This window comes from Flavobacterium sp. AK-301 (assembly GCF_058310215.1).
Genome location: NZ_JBZEES010000009.1, coordinates 60,813 through 80,691 on the forward strand (window position 1 = coordinate 60,813; position 19,879 = coordinate 80,691).

Sequence of the window (19,879 nt, forward strand, 5' to 3'; positions counted from 1 at the left end):
ATCTGATAAACAATTTATTAAATAGGAGTTGTGTTATGGGATATTTTAGAGGAGTTTTCTTTTTTACTGTTTGGTATGGAAACGGCTTTTCGGTCTTTGGAAAGTGAAGATCCGTTTCTGTTATTTCCTTCGGCTTTTAGGGTGATTAGCTTATTATAGCAAAAGATTTTTAGGTTTGAAATACTTTTTTATTCTGTTTCATGATGAATATCATTTTATAAATAGCTCTTTTATTTCTATGTTTGTGAAATTATTAAATAGTAATAGAATTAAGAATGAAAACAGAGATTTTATATCAGGGATCAATGCCCATTCTGGAGGTACATCTGGAAGCAGGGGAAACTTTACGGGCTGAAGCGGGAGCAATGGTTTATATGGCTCCAACAATTGAGGTGAAAGGAAAAGCCCAGGGAGGATTAATGAAAGGAATGGGACGTATGCTTACAGGAGAATCTTTTTTTCTACAGGATTTGACAGCTTCTCGCGGAGCAGGAAAAGTAGGTCTGGCACCTGTTTCAATCGGGAATATTGTAGAAATAGAAATGACCGGTAAGCCATGGATATTACAAAAAGGGGCTTTTTTATGCTCAGAAACTACTATAACAACAAGTGTTAAAACACAGAGTCTGGCAAAAGGTCTTTTCTCTAAAGAAGGTCTTTTTATTATCAGAGCAGAAGGAAAAGGAAAACTATTCCTGAATTCTTTCGGTTCGATTCATAAAATAGAGCTAAACAATGAAGAGATTGTTATTGATAACGGACATATGGTTGCATGGGAAGACTCATTGACTTACAGTATGGAAAAAGCCAGCAAAGGTATTCTGTCAAGTATAACCAGTGGTGAAGGACTAGTAGCCCGATTTAAAGGTACGGGAACGGTATATATTCAGACTCGTAGTTTTGATGGATTTCTGAGTCATATAGGAAGTATAAATGGAAAAAGTACAGGTCTTATCGGACGTTTACTGGGATAATAAATAAAAACCTGTTTGGGAAATAAAAACGACTTCTGAAAAGAAGTCGTTTTTATTTAAGGATAGATGGGTTCTCGTTTTTATTGCGATTTAAGGTTTTTTATTCTTCCAAATATACAAGCTGTACCAAAACAATAGAGCTTTTTACTTTTTTAGTGACTGTAAATTCATATCCGTCAAAGCTTATTTTCTCATTGGTGTTCGGAATGCGTCCGAACTTCTGCATCAGATACCCTGCTAATGTTTCATATTGTTCATCTATCTGTATAGGACGGGGAATGAGGTCATTGATATCATCTAATGAAGCGGAAGCTAATACAGAGAATGTTTTATCGCCTGTTTGTGTAACAAAAGGAATTTCATTATCATATTCATCCTGAATTTCTCCTACCAGCTCTTCCAAGATATCTTCCATTGTAATAATACCCTGAGTTCCGCCATATTCATCCACTACAATTGCGATCTGTTGATGTTTTAATTGGAAGTCTTTCAGTAATTGCCCGACTCTGTTAGTTTCCGGTATTGTTAAAATCGGACGCATCAGTTCGCTGATATTTATGTCCTGATTTTTTCGCATTTTGATTAGAATATCTTTTAAATACACTACACCTACTACATTATCCAGATTATCTTCATAACATGGAATTCTGGAGTAGTTTTCGTCAATCACTTTTTCAAGTGTAGCTTCATTGAAATCATTAATATCAATTGCTGATACCTGTGTTCTCGGAACCATTACTTGTTTTGTTGTTCTTTCAGAGAAATCGAATGCATTTTTAATAATGTCATAATCGGTCTCTTCGATACTTCCTGTTTCTTTTCCCTGCTGAACCAGATATTTTAATTCATCATTACTGTGAATTTCTGTTTCGTGTACAGCTGTTATACCGAATAACTTAAGGATAGAGTTTGCTATTCCGTTCAGAATCCATATAAAAGGTCTGAAAAGAATATAGAAGAACTGTAAGGGATAAGCAATGACCATTGTTGTTTTTTCAGATCTCTGGATAGCCAAAGATTTTGGAGCAAGTTCTCCAAAAACAATATGTAATATAGTGATAATAATAAAGGCAATAGGAAGTGCAATATTATGGGCTAATGTATCATCAATCTGAATTCCGACAAGATCCATTGTATTGATTACAATTTTTGAAACTACGGGTTCACCGATCCATCCTAATCCTAAACTGGCAAGTGTTATACCTAACTGAGTGGCTGCCAGATAGCCATCTAAATGGCTGACGATATGTTTGGATAGTATAGCAACACTATTACCGGATTGTACTTTTATCTCCAGTTGTGATGAGCGGACTTTGACAATTGCAAATTCTGCTGCAACAAAAAAACCATTAATAAAAACAAGTAAAAAAGTAATAAATAAGTCGAGTGCCATGTTATTTTTAATGTGCTACAAATTTATTATAATATTAATTGTTGTATAATTTATTTTAGGATCATTCTATTGTTTTGTAGCGTTACCAATGATCCCGAATCTTGCGTAAAGATATAGAATAAAAAAATCACTTTTTAATCTGTGCTTAAATTATTAAATAAAATTATTAATTTAAACTGAAAAGGGCATTGTTTAGTTATAAACAGTGCCCTTTTGTATTATTTTGGTAATCTTTTTTTAATTGTTTATTTTTTACGAATCTTTAATCAATTATAACTTCTTCTTTTTCCCAGGCGATTACTTTAACACCATCTGAATAATGAACCAGATCGACTGTTTCATTATCTAAGATCAGGTCTCTTATTTTATAATTGACCTTAAATTCTTTAATGCCTATATTTTTGATTTCCCACTCTTTATGGTGAATGTCATATTGGAATACTTTATCTTTTTCATCCAGAAAAAGGCAATATCGTTCTGTTAGCCATATATCCAGATCGCTTTTTTCGGTAATGATCTTATTGACTTTAAATCTGGTATTCAGATGGAAATCTTTTGCTTCATTAACAGAATGGTAGCTTGTTGATGTACGTTGGATCGTTGCTTTTTCATAAGGAAGTCTGGATAGTTTTTTAGCGATAAAAGCAGACAGTTGTTTTTCTGCTTCAATATTTAAAAAATAAACGCCCTGTTTACCATCATGATTTATATAGGTTCTCAAGTTGATCTCATGAAAATTAGAAACAGGAGCAAAAGCCGGTAGATTCTTAGGTCTTATTTTTTCCATAGTAAAGGCAACCAGAGAAACCCAGGCAGTATCATTATAAGTATCAATAGTCAGTCCCTCAGGAACCAACGGTCTCAGTATTTCTACAGGGATTTCCCAGTGAAAGAAAAGAGCATTATTCCATTCCTGATAATATTTCCATTCCTTAGTAGGTAATTTCCATGGTCTGTGGTTTGTGGATTTTAATATAGCTTTGATCTTACTCATAGTCGTTTCATTTAGATATTGTTATTCTATTCAGGCGAATCCGGTATAGTATACTAATATAAGACATTATAAGCAAATTAAAAAATTTAAAAACCGGATATTGAGATTATATACTTCTTTCCGGAATCTTTAAATCTTCTAACAAAACGTAAGATTTTATACGCCTTCGATCTGAATTTTTCAATCTTTTTCTCAAAGAAACATTTCTGCAATTAATCGGTAAGATTCTTTTCGGTCTTCAAAATCTTCTGCGGTAGTGGCTATTACAATTTCATCTGTATCATAATCAGAAATTATTTTTAGTAATTTTTCTTTTACTTGTTCCGGAGTTCCTGCTATAAACCGACCACGATTGTACATAATCCGTGCTTTCTGGGCTTCGTTGTACTGAATGGAGCTAATTTCTTCAAAAGAAGGGAGTGGTTCTGTTGTGCCGGATTCTATATGTAACATTCTGTAATCAAATTCAGTGCGCCATCTTTCGATTTTTTGTTCGTCTTTTGAACAGAAAGCGAAGATACCCACATTTACTTTTGGTTTCGTTAATTCGGCAGAAGGTTTAAAACTATTTCGGTATTCTGCAGCGACCTGAGGACCTCCGTTTGGGTTAATGAACTGAGCAAAAGAAAGTGCCATACCAAAATGGGCTGCAAACTGAGCGCTTCCTCCACTGGAGGTCAGAATCCATAGTTCAGGAATAGTTTCTGCTATCGGGATAGCTTTTATTTTCTGATGCATGGTTCCCTCAGTATCATCACCTTTTAGAAATGCCTTGATGTCAATCAGTTGTTGAATAAATTCTTTCTCTTCAAAATTATTGGACGGATTCAGTAAATAAGCACATAGACGGTCTCCACCGGGAGCACGACCTATTCCCAGATCAATTCTGCCCGGAAACATAGTTGCCAGAAGCCCAAAATTTTCAGCGACTTTCAGTGTACTGTGGTTGGGCAGCATAATGCCACCGGAACCCACCCGAATATTTTTTGTATGACTTGCCAGAAAAGGAATAAGCACTTCAGGAGCTGAACCTGCTACCATTTTAAAATTATGGTGTTCTGAAACCCAGTATCGGGTATATCCTAAAGTGTCGGTATATTGTGCTAACTGAACGGATTCCTGTATGGCTTCCCGGGCATTACTGTCTCGGCGAATTTGTGACTGATCTAATATACTTAGTTTTATTTTTTTCATTTTAGATTCTTACTGTTATTAATGAGGAGTAGGGTAGTGTTTCTTAAAAGAGAAAACAATCTTTTAAAGGTACAAAATAAATACAGTTTTCAGTTTTCAGTTTTCAAAGTTACAAAGATTCAAAAGTTAGCCGAGCAGTAAGTAAGTTTTCAGTCTCAGTATTCAGAAACTATCGGCTATAATAAGGTTACAAAGACTCAAAGTTATAGAAGTTCAAAGGTTAGCTGAATAGTGAGTAGTGAGTAAGTTTTCAGTCTCAGTGAGTAATCTGATGTTATGAGATGTAAAATGTTATCTGTAAAAAAACACCACACTATTCTTTGAACATCTGTCAAAAGAGTAGTGTGGTGTTTTAATGAATTGTACTCCTAATTAAAAGAGCGATTTTATATTTTAAAAAAAAGGATCAGCTTTTTGAAACAGGTAAATTAACCGTAATTCTACCAAAGAAATAAGCTCCTAATGTACCCATTTGTACCGGAGCATATTTAAAGACCCCAAAATAACTGTTATCATAGATTTGTTTATCCATAAATACATCAAACAGGTTATTTGCTCCCAGTGTAAATGTAGTATTGGTCAGTGTGTAACTTAGTGACAGATCGGTAACTATTTTACCACCGTGTTTCTGTACAGAACCAAAAGGGAAGGAGTTACGGGATACCTGACCGAAATAAACATTATTTAGGGTAGCACTTATCTTTTTATAACTGTACGTTATCGAAAGGTTTGCTTTTGTTTTCGGGTTTCCTTCTTCGATTAGAGTACGATCATTTGGAGAAAAGAAAATATCTTCTTGTCCGATCAGCTGTTGCGGGATATGAACGCTTCCTCTTATACTGTTTTTGTTCATATTAAGACCTAAAGCAGTCTGGAAGGTATGTTGTCCTGTTTTGACAGTATAATCTGCTACAATATCTACACCAATCGTTCGGGTGTCTACCGCATTACTAAAGAAACGGGCAGAACTTACTCCTAACGGTTCAAGGATTTGCTGAATTTCCGGTATTGGATCTCCAAAGCTGTCAAAGCCAAAGCTTCCGGTTAGTACAATGCGGTCTTTGATGTCAATTAAATAACCGTCTACGGATACATTAAAATTTTGTGTTGGTTTTACTGTAAATCCTAAACTGTAGTTTAGGGAAGTTTCCTCTTTGAGAGTAGGTATATTCAGCGCTTTTGCAACAGGGCTGTCATTAGTGAAAAATCCGGATTGCCCTACTTTTCCGTTTGGTAAAATATCAGTACTTGTGGAACTGAAATATTGCTGATGCAGGGAAGGAGCTCTGAAACCGGTACTAATAGCACCTCGAACGGTTATTATAGAGCCGATTTTATAACGGGAAGCCAATTTTCCGTTTATGGTTGATCCAAAATCACTATAGTTTTCAAAACGCACGGCGGTATTGATCAGCCATTTTTCAGTAATGTTCAGCTCTTCATCTGTATAGATACTAAAGTTATTTCTGGATTTGTTTGTTGCATTTGTTGGAGAGAAACCATTGAAGGACTGGGAACCACCTGTTAAACTTAACTCATCGGTAATGGTTCCGTCCGGATTCTGCTTCCATCCGTAGTTTTTCCACGAAGCCTCTTCGCCCTCACGAATATGATAATTATCTATCCTGAATTCACTTCCAAATGCAACATTCAGACCCGCTGCAATGGAGCTGAAATTTCTGCTGAAATCAAGATTGGTTGTGTTTTGTAAAAATTCATGTCCTCCTGCTTCAAAGCGGGTAGGGGATTTATCCTGTAATGAAACATTGACGGTATTGTTCACAATATAATCAAAACGGTTATCTCCTAATGTATTACTAAGGTCTGCTTTCCACTCTCCTAATTCATAGTTTATTCCAACAGCTAGAGAACGATCATGAATATGTGATGTAGTGTTAGGCTGAAAACCGTATGGGAAAATAGAAGGTACGTTATTTCCTGTTTCACTGGGAAGACGTCTGAATCCATATCCTTCACCTTGACGGAAACTGTATCCTCCAAAGGCGTAAAAACTTCCTTTGTTGTTCTGAAAAGGAAGACCGAGATTAAAGAAACTATTTATATTTTTTATTTTGGCGTCACCGATCTGAAAATTAAAATCGTCCCGGTCAAAGCCATGAGCAGCCAGTTGTTCATCATCGTATTTTCTTGAGGCTGCGGGATCATCTGCAAAATCATAGGAGAAAAAATTCCCTAAAGCAGACTGGTCAAAAATAATAAGGTTATGATTTTGGGTGCGGGTTGTTTTATCTCTAAAATAGGCTTCGGCGGTTAGATTGATATACCCTCCGTTTTTACCAAGATTGGTACCATAATTTGCGTTTAGTTGCCCCAGACCGCCATCATTTCTGGATGAAATACCGCCGGTTGTTGCTATCTGTAATTCGTTTGTGTTTTTCTTCAGAACGATGTTAATAACACCTGCAATGGCATCGGAACCGTATTGGGCGGCGGCTCCATCACGTAAAATCTCGATACGTGCAATAGCAGAAGCCGGAATTGCGTTCAGGTCAGTTCCTACTGAACCGTTCCCGATAGTTCCCTGGTTGTTTACCAGTGAGGTGGTATGTCTTCGTTTTCCATTGATTAATACCAGTAACTGATCGGGACCTAATCCTCTGATACTAGCAGGGTCAATATGTTCTGCTCCGTCAGAAGAGGACTGTCTGTTTGAATTAAAGGAAGGTGAAGCATATTGCAACATCTGGTTTAGATCTGCTTGGGGACTCTGTGTTTGTAATTGAGAAATATTAAAAACATCAACCGGAACAGGACTGTTTAAACGGGTGCGACCTGTGCTGCGTGTGCCTACTAATACGACTTCATCCAGATCAGTAAGAGAGGTGTGTAATTGAATATTATAATGGACATCGTTAGTTAACGGAATAACGGTTGTTTCATAGCCTATTGAACTAATACTTAACTGAGTATCATTATTAGCAACATTTAAAATAAATGTACCGTTTTCCAGAGTCTGTGCCGTAGCATTAGAAGGTTTGGATGCTATTGTTACTGCAAATATAGGCTGACCGTTATTTTCGGTAACGGTACCTTTGATTGTTCTTGTTTGTGCAAAACCGGTAAGGGAGATCAGAACAAGAAACAGATATAATGATTTTTTTAACCACATGATAAATTGAGATGTTTAGTAAGAGATGTTTTAAAAGTGTATCATTTTTTTAAATGAGTTCTTTTCTATTTCTTAATAGTTGCTTTTTTGATCTCAACACTCCATTCATTACCGGCAGCAATTTTATGAACAGCAGCAAAGCTATCCTGATTCAGCGCTAATGAAACTTCCATCAGACTATTGAGATAGACAAGGGGCTGTCCTTGTGGGACATCTCCAAAAGTGTGTGAATAGGGCATGTTAGCTTCATACACTTTTACTCCTTTATTGAAAATAGTCACCTGTAATTTATCACCAAATGTAATATTCATTTTTTTGTACAGTTCAGCAGGGATGTTGGTCCAGATATTACCATACTGAATGTCTAATATGACGATAGTTCCTTTTAGTGTTTTACCATCAAATATTGCTTCCTGAAAGGAAATATCTACTACCTGATTAGGTAATTTAGATCCAATTTGTTCAAATGTGATCACTCCGGCAGCTAAACGGGCTCCTGTATAAGCATAAACATCACGACCATGGAAAGTATATGATTTTTCAGAATCTTTACGACGGTTCGTTACTTCATCGATCTCACGCATTTCTGCTATTCCCAATGATTTTGCAATAAGGGTAAGTGTACCGTTATCAGGAGTAACAATAAAGTGACCTGAGTTCGTTTTCAGTACAACGGATTTGCGGGTAGTTCCTACTCCTGGATCCACAACGGAAACAAAAACAGTTCCTTGGGGCCAGTAAGCTACTGTCTGTGCTAAGCGATAGGCACTTTCCCAGATGTTATAAGCTGGTATTTCATGAGTAACATCATATAACTTTAGATCCGTTGAAACTCCGCTGGCAACTCCTTTCATAGCAGATACTGCTCCGTCTTTTAAACCAAAGTCAGACTGAAAAACCACAATGTTATTTTGTGCATTAACAGAAGTTACGGTAAATTGTAAAAGGAGATAAAATACAAAGAGTAAATTTTTATTCATAATTGTTAGGATTTAATAAATTTGTTGTAAAAATAAGTAGGTATTAAACCCTCAAAACTAAAATTTTATTTCCACAATTAGTCTATTGGTATTTGACTATTTTGTTTTTTTCTTAACTTTGGTTTGTGTTTATTCGTTTTAACACATTAAATATTTTACTTACCTTGTTTACTCAGGATTTTACAAATGAATTATTATAATATGAAAAGTACAGCAATTATTATTATAACCTTTATTGTTTTTGCTTCAGTGAAAGTGGATGCTCAGAACATAGTGTTTTCACAAAACAGACCTGAAGCAGTTAATACATTCATATCGATTGATATGCTAGACGGAAAAGAAGTTATAAGAGTGGTAAAAGACTCTTTAATAAAAGAATTTGATGAGCCTACATTTGTTAAGTTTAGTAATTTTAATTTCACGAATGGTACAATAGAAGTTAAGGTGTTAAGCAGATTGCTGAAAAATGCTCCTGATTTTTCACGTGGATTTATCGGAATTGCTTTCCGTATTAATGAGGATAATTCGAAATATGAAAGCTTCTATCTGCGTCCAACAAATGCGAGAGCTGACAATCAGGTTCGCAGAAATCATAGTATCCAGTATTATGCCTATCCGGATTATAAGTATGATAAGTTAAGGCAAGAAGCTCCGGAAGTTTATGAGTCTTATACCGATATGGGATTAAATGAATGGATTACCATGAGGATCAAAGTAAATGGAAATAAGGCACAACTATTTATCAATGATAACAAGCAACCATCATTAATAGTAAATGACTTAAAACTGGGGTCTAATATACAGGGAGCTATTGGTCTTTGGGTAGATGTTGGTACAGAAGGTTATTTTAAGGATCTCAAAATTAATAGAGAATAAAAGCATAGTTTTATTTAGCTTTTTTAAAATTACTCTTATTTTTTTGGATAGGATATGATGTAAAAGAAAAACCCCAATCTGATCAGATTGGGGTTTTTCTTTTACATTTCATTTTTCACATCTTACAAAAAACTAATACAGGTTTGGATATTTCTGAGGGAAAGCTTCGTTCATAATAGCATAAACTTTTTCGTAAATATCTTCGGCAGATGGTTTAGAGAAATAATCTCCATCCGTTCCGTAAGCCGGACGATGTGCTTTAGCCGTTAATGTTTCCGGTTTGCTGTCCAGATGCTCGTAAATACCTTGTATATCTACAAGTTGTTGTAATATATAAGCAGAAGCTCCTCCCGGAACGTCCTCATCAATCACGAGGATGCGGTTGGTTTTTGCTATACTCTTAACAATATCGTGATTAATATCAAAAGGTAGTAAAGACTGAATATCTATTACTTCAGCATCAATACCTACTTCTAAAAGTTCTTTTGCAGCCTGTTCTACTAATCGTAGTGTGGAGCCATAGGAAACTAACGTGATATCTTTTCCTTCTTTTATCGTTTCCACAACGCCGATAGGTGTTTTGAACTCACCGATATTATTTGGTTTTTTTTCTTTTAATCGGTAACCGTTCAGGCATTCGATTACCAAAGCGGGTTCGTCTGCTTCTAATAATGTGTTATAGAAACCGGCAGCTTTAGTCATGTTTCTGGGTACAAGGATATGAATTCCTCTCAATGCATTTATAATCACTCCCATAGGTGAACCGGAATGCCAGATACCTTCTAGTCTGTGGCCTCGGGTTCTGATGATTAGTGGTGCTTTTTGTTTTCCACGTGTTCTGTATTGCAGGGTAGCCAGGTCATCACTCAGGACTTGAATAGCGTATAGTAAATAATCTAAATATTGAATCTCAGCAATGGGACGCAGACCTCTTAAAGCCATTCCTATACCTTGTCCTATTATGGTTGCTTCACGGATACCGGAATCGCCAATGCGTGTTTCTCCGAATTTTTCCTGTAGTCCTTCGAGTCCTTGATTAACATCTCCGATGGTTCCTACATCTTCTCCAAAAATGAGTGCTTCAGGGTGCTTGCTAAATAAAGCTTCAAAATTATCACGGATAATTATTCTTCCGTCAACTTCTTCTGATTCTGCATTATAAGAAGGTTTTACTTCTTGAACAGAGAATACGTTTTTATCAGATTCTGAATATAAGTGGGAGCTGAAGTCGGGTTGGATTTTTTCAGTATAACAGGTAATCCAGGTTGCTAATTCTTCTCGGTTGTTTTCATTAACAATGAGACGTAGTACTTTACGAGCTGTTACGAGAATATCTTTTCGATTAGGTTCTTTAATTTCTTTTAGATCAGCTGAAAACTTATCGATAGCTATTTTTTTATTACTTGAAGCAGCTATTTTTCCTAATAAAGAAAGTAATTCTTGTCTTTCTTTTTTAATAGGATTTAGATAAGCATTCCAGGCAGTTTCTTTACCTTCAATTACTTCTTTTTTAGCGACAGAGTTTATGGTTACGATTTCTTCTTCGGAAGCAATATTATTAGTGATCATCCAGGTTCTCATCTGTACTAAACAGTCAAACTCTGTTTCCCATTCTAAACGTTCTTTACTTTTATATCTTTCATGTGATCCTGAAGTAGAATGTCCTTGTGGTTGTGTTAGTTCATTTACATGAATCAGAACCGGAACGTGCTCTTCGCGAGCAATTTTTGCTGCTTTTTCGTAGGTTGAGATCAGTTCAGGATAATTCCATCCTTCTACTCTCAGTATTTCATATCCTTTGTTGTCTTCATCACGCTGAAAACCTTGTAATATTTCAGAAATATTTTCTTTTGTGGTCTGGTGTTTTGCGTGTACGGAAATTCCATACTCATCATCCCACACACTCATTACCATTGGCACCTGTAAAACACCTGCTGCATTAATGGTTTCAAAAAACACACCCTCGGAAGTACTGGCATTTCCAATAGTTCCCCAGGAAATCTCATTACCATTAATAGAGAAGTTGGTTTTATTTGGAATACCTGTAATATTTCTGTATATTTTTGAAGCTTGGGCTAAACCTAATAGTCTTGGCATTTGCCCTGCAGTAGGGGAGATATCGGCACTTGAGTTTTTTTGAAGTATTAGTGATTTCCACGATCCGTCCTTGTTTAAACTATGGGTAGAAAAATGTCCTCCCATTTGTCTTCCTCCTGTCATTGGCTCCAGTTCCATGTCTGTATGACCATATAAACCGGCAAAAAATTGTTCTACAGTCAGTAAGCCAACTGCCATCATGAAAGTCTGATCACGATAGTAACCGGAACGGAAATCCCCGTTTTTAAAGGCTTTGGCCATTGCTAATTGCGGAACTTCTTTCCCATCTCCAAAGATTCCAAACTTTGCTTTTCCTGTCAGTACTTCACGTCGTCCTAAAAGACTACATTCTCTACTGATAATAGCTATTTTATAGTCATTAAGAACTTCAGTTTTAAAATCTTCAAAAGAAAGCGTTTGCTTTACGTCTGTATTTGTCATGTTGTAGAAAAATCTATTGTTCCTGACAAATTTAAATAAAACAATGAAATAAAGCAATAACTAAAAAATATTGTTTTTAATTATTACTAACAGTTTGGTTCTATGGTGTTATTTTATTAGAAAAAAAATATGATTTAATGAACAAAATTATTAAAAATATAATTATTATTAAAATAATTGTTTTAGGTATTTTTGTAATATTCTAACAAAAAATAAAGATTTTTGATTTACTTATTTCATTTTTATTACATAAAGAAAGATTAAAACCATTTTCTGGTAAATAAATTGATCAATATTTTAGGGCTTAGTGTTATGATAAAACGAATCTTTTCGTTATAATGGGGTTGAGCTATTTCCCATCCGTTATTTGACGATATCGGAAGGTATAATTCAAAAAAATCAGGTACTAAGTTGAATCGTATACCACTGTCGTATACAAATTTCCCGTTTTGAGATCTATTTTTTATAAAACCGGCATCTCCATAAACTTCTATCCAGTTCCAGATATTGAAACCTGCATTTATGGTCGTTATCCACTGATTTGCATAAGGGGTATCCAGTTTTGATTTAAAACCTCCTTCAGAAATAATAAGCTGCTGGCTAAACAAACCGGTACTTTCGGAACGTCCGTAGTAATTATAGTCGAACATATAATCTGTGGGACGATCTAGCGCAAAACTAAAATAATCTGAAGTAGTTGTGTTTCGGTATAAAAAATTTCCAGCGAAGAGGCGAAGATTGATCTGTCTGTTGTTATCAAACAGTTTTCTGTATTCAATTTCTGCTGAAATTTTTCCGAAAGAATTAGAGATTTGTAAATCGGTAGCCAGATTAAAATGTTGTGTGATTTCTGTCTGAGTATTAATGTATTTAGCATTAAAAATACTGTAATTTTGATTTTTTTCATCTGTAATTATCAATGATTTATCTCTGTTGACAATTACTTGACGCAGTTGTATCAGTTCTTTTTTATTTTCTCTGAAATTTTCATCCCTGATTCTTAGCTGAATGGCGGGAGCAAACTTTAAATAAGCAGCATTAGGAGCATAATGATAATAGGTTCCGTTAATAAGATATTTTATATTATAAAGGGATCCGTCTCTTATATTTTGATTTATTATAAAAGCAGCAGAACCGGTTAAAGAGCTGGTTTTAGTAGAGTAGGTAGGCTTTATATCAAATATAAAAGGTTTTTCCAGCATGGATTTATTATGTAAACGAATAGCGGGCGATATGCCGTCATATAAGTTATAAACGATTGCCGGAACATAGAAGATCTGATTGTAATCCGGATCTTCTATATCTTTCAGAAAATTAAATTTTATAGGACGATTCATATGTAGAAAACCATTTAAAGACCTGGAATTGTTCCGCAAATTGTATTCCGGTACTTCATTTTGATAATTTAAAACCACTTTGTCTGCTTGATTTCTGCTTATTGTAAAGGTACTGTCTGTAGTTATGTTGTCATACCATTTTTTAAAAATTACGGTATCATTCTTTATACCATACAGAGATATAGGAACAGTAATATTTGCTTTATTTTTAACGGTTACTGTAATACTGTCTTTTGTCTTTGTTATTTTTTTGAATTTATAATCCACAATATTTCTGGAATCAATAACATCATGGAAAAACCAGTTGAGGTTTTTATTTGTATGTGATCTTAAAATAGATTCAAAATCATTTCTGGTAGTCTGAGTCTGTTGGTTCACAATATAGAACTCCCGAATACTATTGGGTACAATCTCATTATCAAGATAATTATCAAGATAGTTAAAACTAAGACCGGCTTTATATTTCCCTGCTATCTGTTCGTTGAATTTAATAAACGTATTTTTTGGATTTCCTATAGGCTGATCAAGATTTTTACGCACCATTAGCATGTACAGATAATTATACTGTTCGTTAAAATCAATTTTTGTAATATGATAACCTTTTAATAATCTCCAGGCGGATATTTCCCCCATCATTTTACTGTCAGGGTAAAACTTATCCATGTATTTCATCATGGTGTATACCTGTATACCGTCATAAATCCAGTTATCCTTTCTCGGATCCAGACGCAGACTGGTCTTTAGGTAATTATTTAAATAGGCTTTTAAAAATTTAACCTCAAACAGAAAGTCATCCTGAAATGGACTCATGAAGGAAGGAAGCTGATTGAGTCCATAGAATGGATTTCGTTCATAATCTGCCTGAGTTACGATAATTTTTTCATGAGGGTATTTACCTATGTTCTCATTCACAAAGTGTGTGATCTTATTGATTATGGCAACTTTTACAGAATCCGCTGTTTTATCAGACCTTAAATTAGAAACAACTTCGATACTATCACTCTTATAAACCTTAAAAGTATTGACCGACTGAACAGCCAGACTGAAATCAATTCGGTTTTTTCCTTCCAGATTATAAATAAAAGAACTGTCTGTTGGGATAGCCGTACTGTTCAGATCTGTATTCAGATTGATTTTTTCAGTAGCAGAAAATGAAATATCAAAATCTGAAACGGCATTCGCAATATCATCCAGATTTTCATTACTGTATTTTGCAAATTGGTTGTTTTCATATCTGGCAGGAGTAAGGAACCAGTTTTTAAGATAGAAAGAACCATCATTATCATAACCGTATTTTGTAAATCGGTTGCTTGGTACTTTAACAGTATAGACAATCCGAATATCAAATCGATGATTAGGATAAATAGGGTTATTAAGCTGTATTCTAATTAGATCGGGCGCTTTATTTAATCTTTCCCATTTCAGATCTAAAGTATTAGCATCTATTATATATGCAATAGTTGTATTTCCTCTTTCACTCTGACCGGCAAAGTGGTATGTTCTATTGAATTCGTTAGAAAATCGACGACCCAAAGGTGTATTTCCGGAACTGTATGACTGATTCCAGTCATTTAATACAATAGAGTTTAAAGTATCCTGTGATTGGTTAAAATAGGTGAGTGTTTGCGCTACATGCAATGTTTTAGATTCATTATCAAGAATAACCATCATTTTAGAATGATGCTGTGCATATTGTTTGAATGAGAAAAACAAAACAGAAATAAGGATAAATATTTTATATATTTTTTTCAATTACTTTTTTATAAATTTTAAAGTTATATCTGAATAATCCTGTAATCTAATATAGTAAATTCCTTTTGGAAAAGACTGAATATTTATTTTTAAATCATTACTATTATTATTAATATTTATTGACTTTATATTCTGTCCCAATATATTAAAAAAGTCTAATCCGGTGTTTGCTGTCAGTTCAGTTGTATTTATTTTTAAATGAATATGATCTTCCACTATGTTACCCGATACAAACGATAATAAAGGTTGCTTATTTTTTTCTTTCGGAATGGGAGGTGAATCAAAAGATCTGAATTCCTGAATCGTCTCAAATTCCATAATTACAGGCAAATGATCACTCATATCATGAAGGTCTTGTCTTAGTTTTAAATTATAAAACCCTCCGCAATCTTCATGATTAATCCTCTGATCCATACAATTCCCGTTATTTCCAAAAGATTTATAACTACCATCAACATAATAAAAATCTACACTATTATGAAAGTTTTCTGACATCATAATAAAATCAAACCGATCATCCAGCCCGCCCGTTGCACCACCCGAACCAAATCCCATTGCAGAAGTTCTTGTTGCCTGTGTGTGTATTCCTGAAAAATCAATATTATTATGCCATCTCCCCGGCATATCTATAGGATCAACCATAACAATAGAATTCGTTGTGTCGATAAGCCTCTGATAACCGGGCTCTTTATCCGAATTGTAAAAATTGAAGTCACCCGAAAACAAAACATAATGTTCCTTTGGGATGTTTTCTAAAGCTGTAAAAAAGGTATTTACCATTCTCAGTCTCTTCGTTCTGTTAGCAGGTCCCTGACTCGATTTTAAATGAGAAACAAATACTTCCAGATAAATTGGTTTAATATCCGAAACAGTAGTATTTAACTTAAAAGTATAATGATTAATGTCCCTTGTATAAGTAGGTAAAACCTTTTGCTTAGTCAATGTGAGTTTATCTCTGTTGTAAAACACCGTTTGTTGTAGCTCTGCATCCTTTTCCGGATTCTTTATAGACCGAATAGGCTCAAATACAGCTCTGGCAAAATTGTTCCATGGTGTTTGGATTGCCGTTTTCAAAATTCTTTCAGCGCCCTCTTCCGAATCCAGTTCGCAAACCATAAACAGATCAGGATGATATTCCTTCAGAATATTTTTTAGAATAAACTCCCTGTTAGCAGGAGGATTTGTAGGAAATCGGTATAAGTTGTAAAACATCGCTTTTATAGAATTCTGACTAAATCCAAAGTTAAAACTGAATACCAAAAACAAGAGAACGTATTTTTTCATAAGGCTTAAAATGCTGTTTATTGCGTAGAATAGTAAGAGTTAACCTTTGTCTTGGTTTATGATTTTACTAAAATATTAAATTTATTCTAATTATAAGAGTGTTGCTGTTAATAAATTTGTTTTTTTTATATAACTTGTGACAAATAAAAAAAACCTTTTTTTTCAGTAACAAAAAAAGATTTCTTTGTTATCCCTCAGGCAAATTCAATAAATACTATTTCACCAAAAAAGAATCACAAAAAATACACTTATTTTTGTTTCACAATAACTATCGTCCCCATGAAAAATTCCATTGCTTATCTGCCACAAAAAAACAAAGAGACCTCCTCCGTTTTGTAGAACAAATAACTACTAGACTCCCAAAAACTCAAATGATTATCCTCTACGGAAGTTATGCCCGGAACGAATACATAGACCGTGACGAAAAACTAGAATTTGGCATTCCCACCTCCTATAGAAGCGATTATGATATACTCGTAGTAACCGAAAAAGTAACTGAGCAAAGAGCAACAAAAATCCTTGATGCCATCGATAATATGTATTATCAGGATCCGGACTTACAAACTCCCATTGAGTTTATTCATGAAAACATTAATCGGTTAAATGAAAATATTGATGCGGGCAGATATTTTTATACCCAAATCAAAGAAGAAGGGATTGTACTTTATGATACCAAAAAACACACCCTTGCAGAACAACGCCCACTTCGTTTTGACGAAATAAAACAACAAGCAGAAGAATATTTTAAAGAGAGATTTGAAAGTGCTAATGAATTTTTATTAGGTGCTCAGTTTTATTATGAACAAGAATTATATAAAAAAGCATCTTTTCTTCTCCATCAAGCCTGCGAAAACAGCTTTCAGGCAATTCGATTAGTTTGTACGTTAACCAATCCAAAACAACATAATTTATCTAAACTATTTTCTTTTATAAGAAAATATTCATCCGATTTACCGTCTGTTTCCCCCAATGATACCCCCGAAGAAAAACGATTATTCGAACTCCTCAAAAGTGCCTATATCGAAGCCCGATATAATCCAAAGTTCATAGTAACCAAAGAAGACATAGATTCTCTGTTACCCAAAGTAAAACGACTGCTTGAGATCACCCAACAAATAAGCAAAGATAAAATCGCCGAATACGCAAAACAGATTTAGTTTTATAATCTCCGAACAGTTTTTTTAATCTGTTGGGTGGTAGTATAGAACTATTCTTGCTTTATTTCCTTTTGTTGCTTTTCTGTTGAAGGAGGTGACGAACCCTCTTTCTATTTGAAAAATATTTTTATTGGGTTTCGCTTTTGTCGAAAGCAGAAATTAATATTATTTTTTTATACTTTTTTATCTAAAAGTAAAGTGTAATATTAGAAGTATGTTTAAAATAAATTCTTATTTTGCGAGAGATAAAGTTAAAATATAATAAATGGAATATGGGACTATAACCCGTAATGTATTTGGATTATCCGAAAAGAAAGCAAAAGAAATTATTATTCGGGCTACTAAAGGCAACTATACAATAACATCAGCTCAGGAAATTATTATACACGGAAAAAACGGAGGAGTAAAGTTTGGAGAATTTGATCCCGATAAAATAGATGAAGATGCCGTTCTGGTTACAAGGCTGGAAGGTCCTTTTAATGATAAGTATGAAAAAGTAGAGAAACCGATACCCGGAACAAAATATTGGTTTAAAGCCTCCTTTAACAGAAAAGCAAGAAAAGGAGAAATAAAACGTCTCAAATGGGAAATGAAAATAGACGGAAAGATTTATGAAATCCTTGTTGATTATTCTCCAGTAAAAGAAAGCAGAGAGAATATTGCTATTTCTTTACCGTATAGAGAAATGCGAATCTATGCTTATTTTATCAAACCGATTGATTCAGTCAGTTTAAACTGTAAAGGAATAACAATACCTCTTCCGGTTGTTATTGATCGTTATAAAATGCCCGGATTAAATGAAGAGGGTACTGATATTGCCGAAGATATGAGTTACGGGCAAGGACTCAGAATGCCTGGAAAAAGAGTTTTCCCACTTAAAATAGTTGAGAAATATATTGATGAATATGAAGAAAGTGGTTTTGATGTTCAAAAGCATGCTCTTTTTTCGAATACAGAACCATTACCCGGTTTTGTACATCCTGCTTTTTATGATCGGGAATTAATCCTTAATTTAGGGAAACTAATGCGATTCAATGCAGAGGATTCTGATGTGGTTTTATTTGCAAATTTCAGAGCTTTAAAAGGCGTTTTGGTCTGGGGAGCTTTATCTTCGGTACTGGATGAAATGATCACAAAATTTCAAAACAATGAAGGAGGGATCTATGAAAACGAAAAATTAACGGAGTCGATAAAGGGCAATCCCAGTACCCAGCGCTACTGCATTCAGGTAGAAAACTATATGGCTCAAAAAATAAAAGAGTATTTTACTGATGCCAAAAAAATAGAAGATATAGAAGCTGATTTTTTGGGTTTGGCAAAAAGAAGAGGAAAAAATAAAGTTATTGGGAAAAAAGATAAAGAAGGGGAAGAGGCTATTTTTACAAATCCATTATATCCTTATACCCGGGATAATAATTTACTGGAAGGAAGAACCTTAGCATTAAATGATATCTGGGCAACAGAAGTAGTTCTAAAAACCATACAATTTTCCGGTGAAAACTATACAGCAATCTATCAGGTTATCCTTTGGGATCATTTTGGACTGGATTTATCGGATATGGATTCTGATAAGGGGTTTTATAATATTGCCGGTTTTCGATCCTGGTTTATACTACAACACCTTAGAGGGTATAAACCTTTTTTAACTAAAATGACTTTTGAAAAAACCTTTACAGGTAGCCTTAAAGAAGGATTACAGGAACGCTTAACTCAAAAATAATGAAAAAAATAAGTATACTATTGATTGTTTTTCTATTTCTTTCGTGTCAACAAAAAGAACTGGAATTTATTTATTTACCGAAGTTAAGCGGTAAAAAAACCTCTACTTATAGTAGTAAAAGAGGAGGATATATATATATATATATGGAAACTGGTTTGGTTGATAACGTCTATAAAGATCGGAAATTAATGACTCAGGAAATCGTGGCGTATTTTAAAGAGAATCATATTGATTTTTGTTGTTTACCATTAAATTTTGAAGCCTATAGTTATCATTTTTATAAAAAAACCCGTTGTACCAGTTATTTTATAAATAAAGCAGAAGATCCGGGAGGATTTTCCAGTAAGATAATATATAATGATTGTACTGATGATGGAATCATTGATATTGTATATTGGAGAGATGAACAGGATCCCTGTAAATGGATTGCTAATGTAAAAAATTATAATATTCACTATCAGGATACTATTTATTGTGAAGGTTGTAAGGATAAAATCTATAATGAGAAAATTAAATGGAGAGGGGATAAGCAATGGGAATAGTTATAGAG

The 19,879-nt window shown here is 34.3% G+C and carries 13 protein-coding genes; 5 read left to right on the plus strand and 8 right to left on the minus strand.

All coding sequences use genetic code 11. The features are described 5' to 3' along the window. Positions 1 to 275: 275 nt before the first annotated feature. Entirely contained in the window at positions 276 to 974 is a 699-nt protein-coding gene (locus AC4FQX_RS11940; protein WP_491167934.1) for a TIGR00266 family protein, read from the plus strand. A 100-nt stretch (positions 975 to 1,074) separates the two neighbouring features. On the opposite strand, the gene AC4FQX_RS11945 is transcribed toward AC4FQX_RS11940, so the two are convergent. From AC4FQX_RS11945 to AC4FQX_RS11965, 5 genes are all read right to left on the minus strand, one after another. Next, on the minus strand, positions 1,075 to 2,367 hold the full coding sequence (locus AC4FQX_RS11945; protein ID WP_491167935.1) for a hemolysin family protein: 1,293 nt from the start codon (positions 2,365 to 2,367) through the stop codon (positions 1,075 to 1,077). Positions 2,368 to 2,629: 262 nt separating this feature from the next. Further along, positions 2,630 to 3,361, minus strand: coding sequence for a YqjF family protein (locus tag AC4FQX_RS11950; RefSeq protein WP_491167936.1), 732 nt, complete (start codon positions 3,359 to 3,361; stop codon positions 2,630 to 2,632). A gap of 192 nt (positions 3,362 to 3,553) precedes the next feature. Beyond that, a complete protein-coding gene (locus AC4FQX_RS11955; protein ID WP_491167937.1) occupies positions 3,554 to 4,555 on the minus strand; it encodes an LLM class flavin-dependent oxidoreductase in 1,002 nt (333 codons plus the stop codon). A 406-nt stretch (positions 4,556 to 4,961) separates the two neighbouring features. Then, a complete protein-coding gene (locus AC4FQX_RS11960; RefSeq protein WP_491167938.1) occupies positions 4,962 to 7,685 on the minus strand; it encodes a TonB-dependent receptor in 2,724 nt (907 codons plus the stop codon). Between the two features lie 65 nt (positions 7,686 to 7,750). Beyond that, positions 7,751 to 8,665 carry an SAM hydrolase/SAM-dependent halogenase family protein gene (locus tag AC4FQX_RS11965; RefSeq protein ID WP_491167939.1) on the minus strand — a complete coding sequence of 305 codons (915 nt, stop codon included), beginning with the start codon at positions 8,663 to 8,665 and terminating at the stop codon, positions 7,751 to 7,753. Between the two features lie 201 nt (positions 8,666 to 8,866). Here AC4FQX_RS11965 and AC4FQX_RS11970 point away from each other — a divergent pair, with 201 nt between their 5' ends. Beyond that, on the plus strand, positions 8,867 to 9,541 hold the full coding sequence (locus AC4FQX_RS11970) for a 3-keto-alpha-glucoside-1,2-lyase-like domain-containing protein (protein WP_491167940.1): 675 nt from the start codon (positions 8,867 to 8,869) through the stop codon (positions 9,539 to 9,541). A 132-nt stretch (positions 9,542 to 9,673) separates the two neighbouring features. Here the strand turns inward: AC4FQX_RS11970 and AC4FQX_RS11975 are convergent, their stop codons facing one another. The 3 genes from AC4FQX_RS11975 to AC4FQX_RS11985 all read right to left on the minus strand — a co-directional run bounded on the left by AC4FQX_RS11975 (position 9,674) and on the right by AC4FQX_RS11985 (position 16,452). Then, positions 9,674 to 12,079 (minus strand): alpha-ketoacid dehydrogenase subunit alpha/beta, encoded by a 2,406-nt coding sequence (locus AC4FQX_RS11975; RefSeq protein ID WP_491167941.1) that lies wholly within the window; start codon positions 12,077 to 12,079, stop codon positions 9,674 to 9,676. Between the two features lie 260 nt (positions 12,080 to 12,339). Beyond that, complete coding sequence (locus AC4FQX_RS11980; protein ID WP_491167982.1) at positions 12,340 to 15,087, minus strand: gluzincin family metallopeptidase; 2,748 nt, start codon at positions 15,085 to 15,087, stop codon at positions 12,340 to 12,342. Positions 15,088 to 15,168: 81 nt separating this feature from the next. Continuing rightward, entirely contained in the window at positions 15,169 to 16,452 is a 1,284-nt protein-coding gene (locus tag AC4FQX_RS11985; RefSeq protein WP_491167942.1) for a T9SS type A sorting domain-containing protein, read from the minus strand. A 371-nt stretch (positions 16,453 to 16,823) separates the two neighbouring features. Between AC4FQX_RS11985 and AC4FQX_RS11990 the strand changes: the two genes are divergently transcribed. The 3 genes from AC4FQX_RS11990 to AC4FQX_RS12000 all read left to right on the plus strand — a co-directional run bounded on the left by AC4FQX_RS11990 (position 16,824) and on the right by AC4FQX_RS12000 (position 19,871). Continuing rightward, positions 16,824 to 17,609, plus strand: a complete 786-nt coding sequence (locus AC4FQX_RS11990; protein WP_491167943.1) for a HEPN domain-containing protein — start codon at positions 16,824 to 16,826, stop codon at positions 17,607 to 17,609. Positions 17,610 to 17,874: 265 nt separating this feature from the next. Beyond that, a complete protein-coding gene (locus tag AC4FQX_RS11995; protein ID WP_491167944.1) occupies positions 17,875 to 19,329 on the plus strand; it encodes a DUF3289 family protein in 1,455 nt (484 codons plus the stop codon). After that, on the plus strand, positions 19,329 to 19,871 hold the full coding sequence (locus AC4FQX_RS12000) for a hypothetical protein (protein ID WP_491167945.1): 543 nt from the start codon (positions 19,329 to 19,331) through the stop codon (positions 19,869 to 19,871). The genes AC4FQX_RS11995 and AC4FQX_RS12000 overlap by 1 nt, the downstream gene beginning before the upstream one ends. Positions 19,872 to 19,879 lie beyond the last annotated feature (8 nt).

Excerpts from the sequence above, each read along its gene's own strand:
- AC4FQX_RS11990 (WP_491167943.1), top strand. The coding sequence starts at position 16,824 with ATGATTATCCTCTACGGAAGTTATGCCCGGAACGAATACATAGACCGT.
- AC4FQX_RS11985 (WP_491167942.1), bottom strand. The coding sequence starts at position 16,452 with ATGAAAAAATACGTTCTCTTGTTTTTGGTATTCAGTTTTAACTTTGGA.
- AC4FQX_RS11965 (WP_491167939.1), bottom strand. The coding sequence starts at position 8,665 with ATGAATAAAAATTTACTCTTTGTATTTTATCTCCTTTTACAATTTACC.
- AC4FQX_RS11945 (WP_491167935.1), bottom strand. The coding sequence starts at position 2,367 with ATGGCACTCGACTTATTTATTACTTTTTTACTTGTTTTTATTAATGGT.
- AC4FQX_RS11995 (WP_491167944.1), top strand. The coding sequence starts at position 17,875 with ATGGAATATGGGACTATAACCCGTAATGTATTTGGATTATCCGAAAAG.
- AC4FQX_RS12000 (WP_491167945.1), top strand. The coding sequence starts at position 19,329 with ATGAAAAAAATAAGTATACTATTGATTGTTTTTCTATTTCTTTCGTGT.
- AC4FQX_RS11970 (WP_491167940.1), top strand. The coding sequence starts at position 8,867 with ATGAAAAGTACAGCAATTATTATTATAACCTTTATTGTTTTTGCTTCA.
- AC4FQX_RS11975 (WP_491167941.1), bottom strand. The coding sequence starts at position 12,079 with ATGACAAATACAGACGTAAAGCAAACGCTTTCTTTTGAAGATTTTAAA.
- AC4FQX_RS11960 (WP_491167938.1), bottom strand. The coding sequence starts at position 7,685 with ATGTGGTTAAAAAAATCATTATATCTGTTTCTTGTTCTGATCTCCCTT.
- AC4FQX_RS11940 (WP_491167934.1), top strand. The coding sequence starts at position 276 with ATGAAAACAGAGATTTTATATCAGGGATCAATGCCCATTCTGGAGGTA.
- AC4FQX_RS11955 (WP_491167937.1), bottom strand. The coding sequence starts at position 4,555 with ATGAAAAAAATAAAACTAAGTATATTAGATCAGTCACAAATTCGCCGA.
- AC4FQX_RS11980 (WP_491167982.1), bottom strand. The coding sequence starts at position 15,087 with ATGATGGTTATTCTTGATAATGAATCTAAAACATTGCATGTAGCGCAA.
- AC4FQX_RS11950 (WP_491167936.1), bottom strand. The coding sequence starts at position 3,361 with ATGAGTAAGATCAAAGCTATATTAAAATCCACAAACCACAGACCATGG.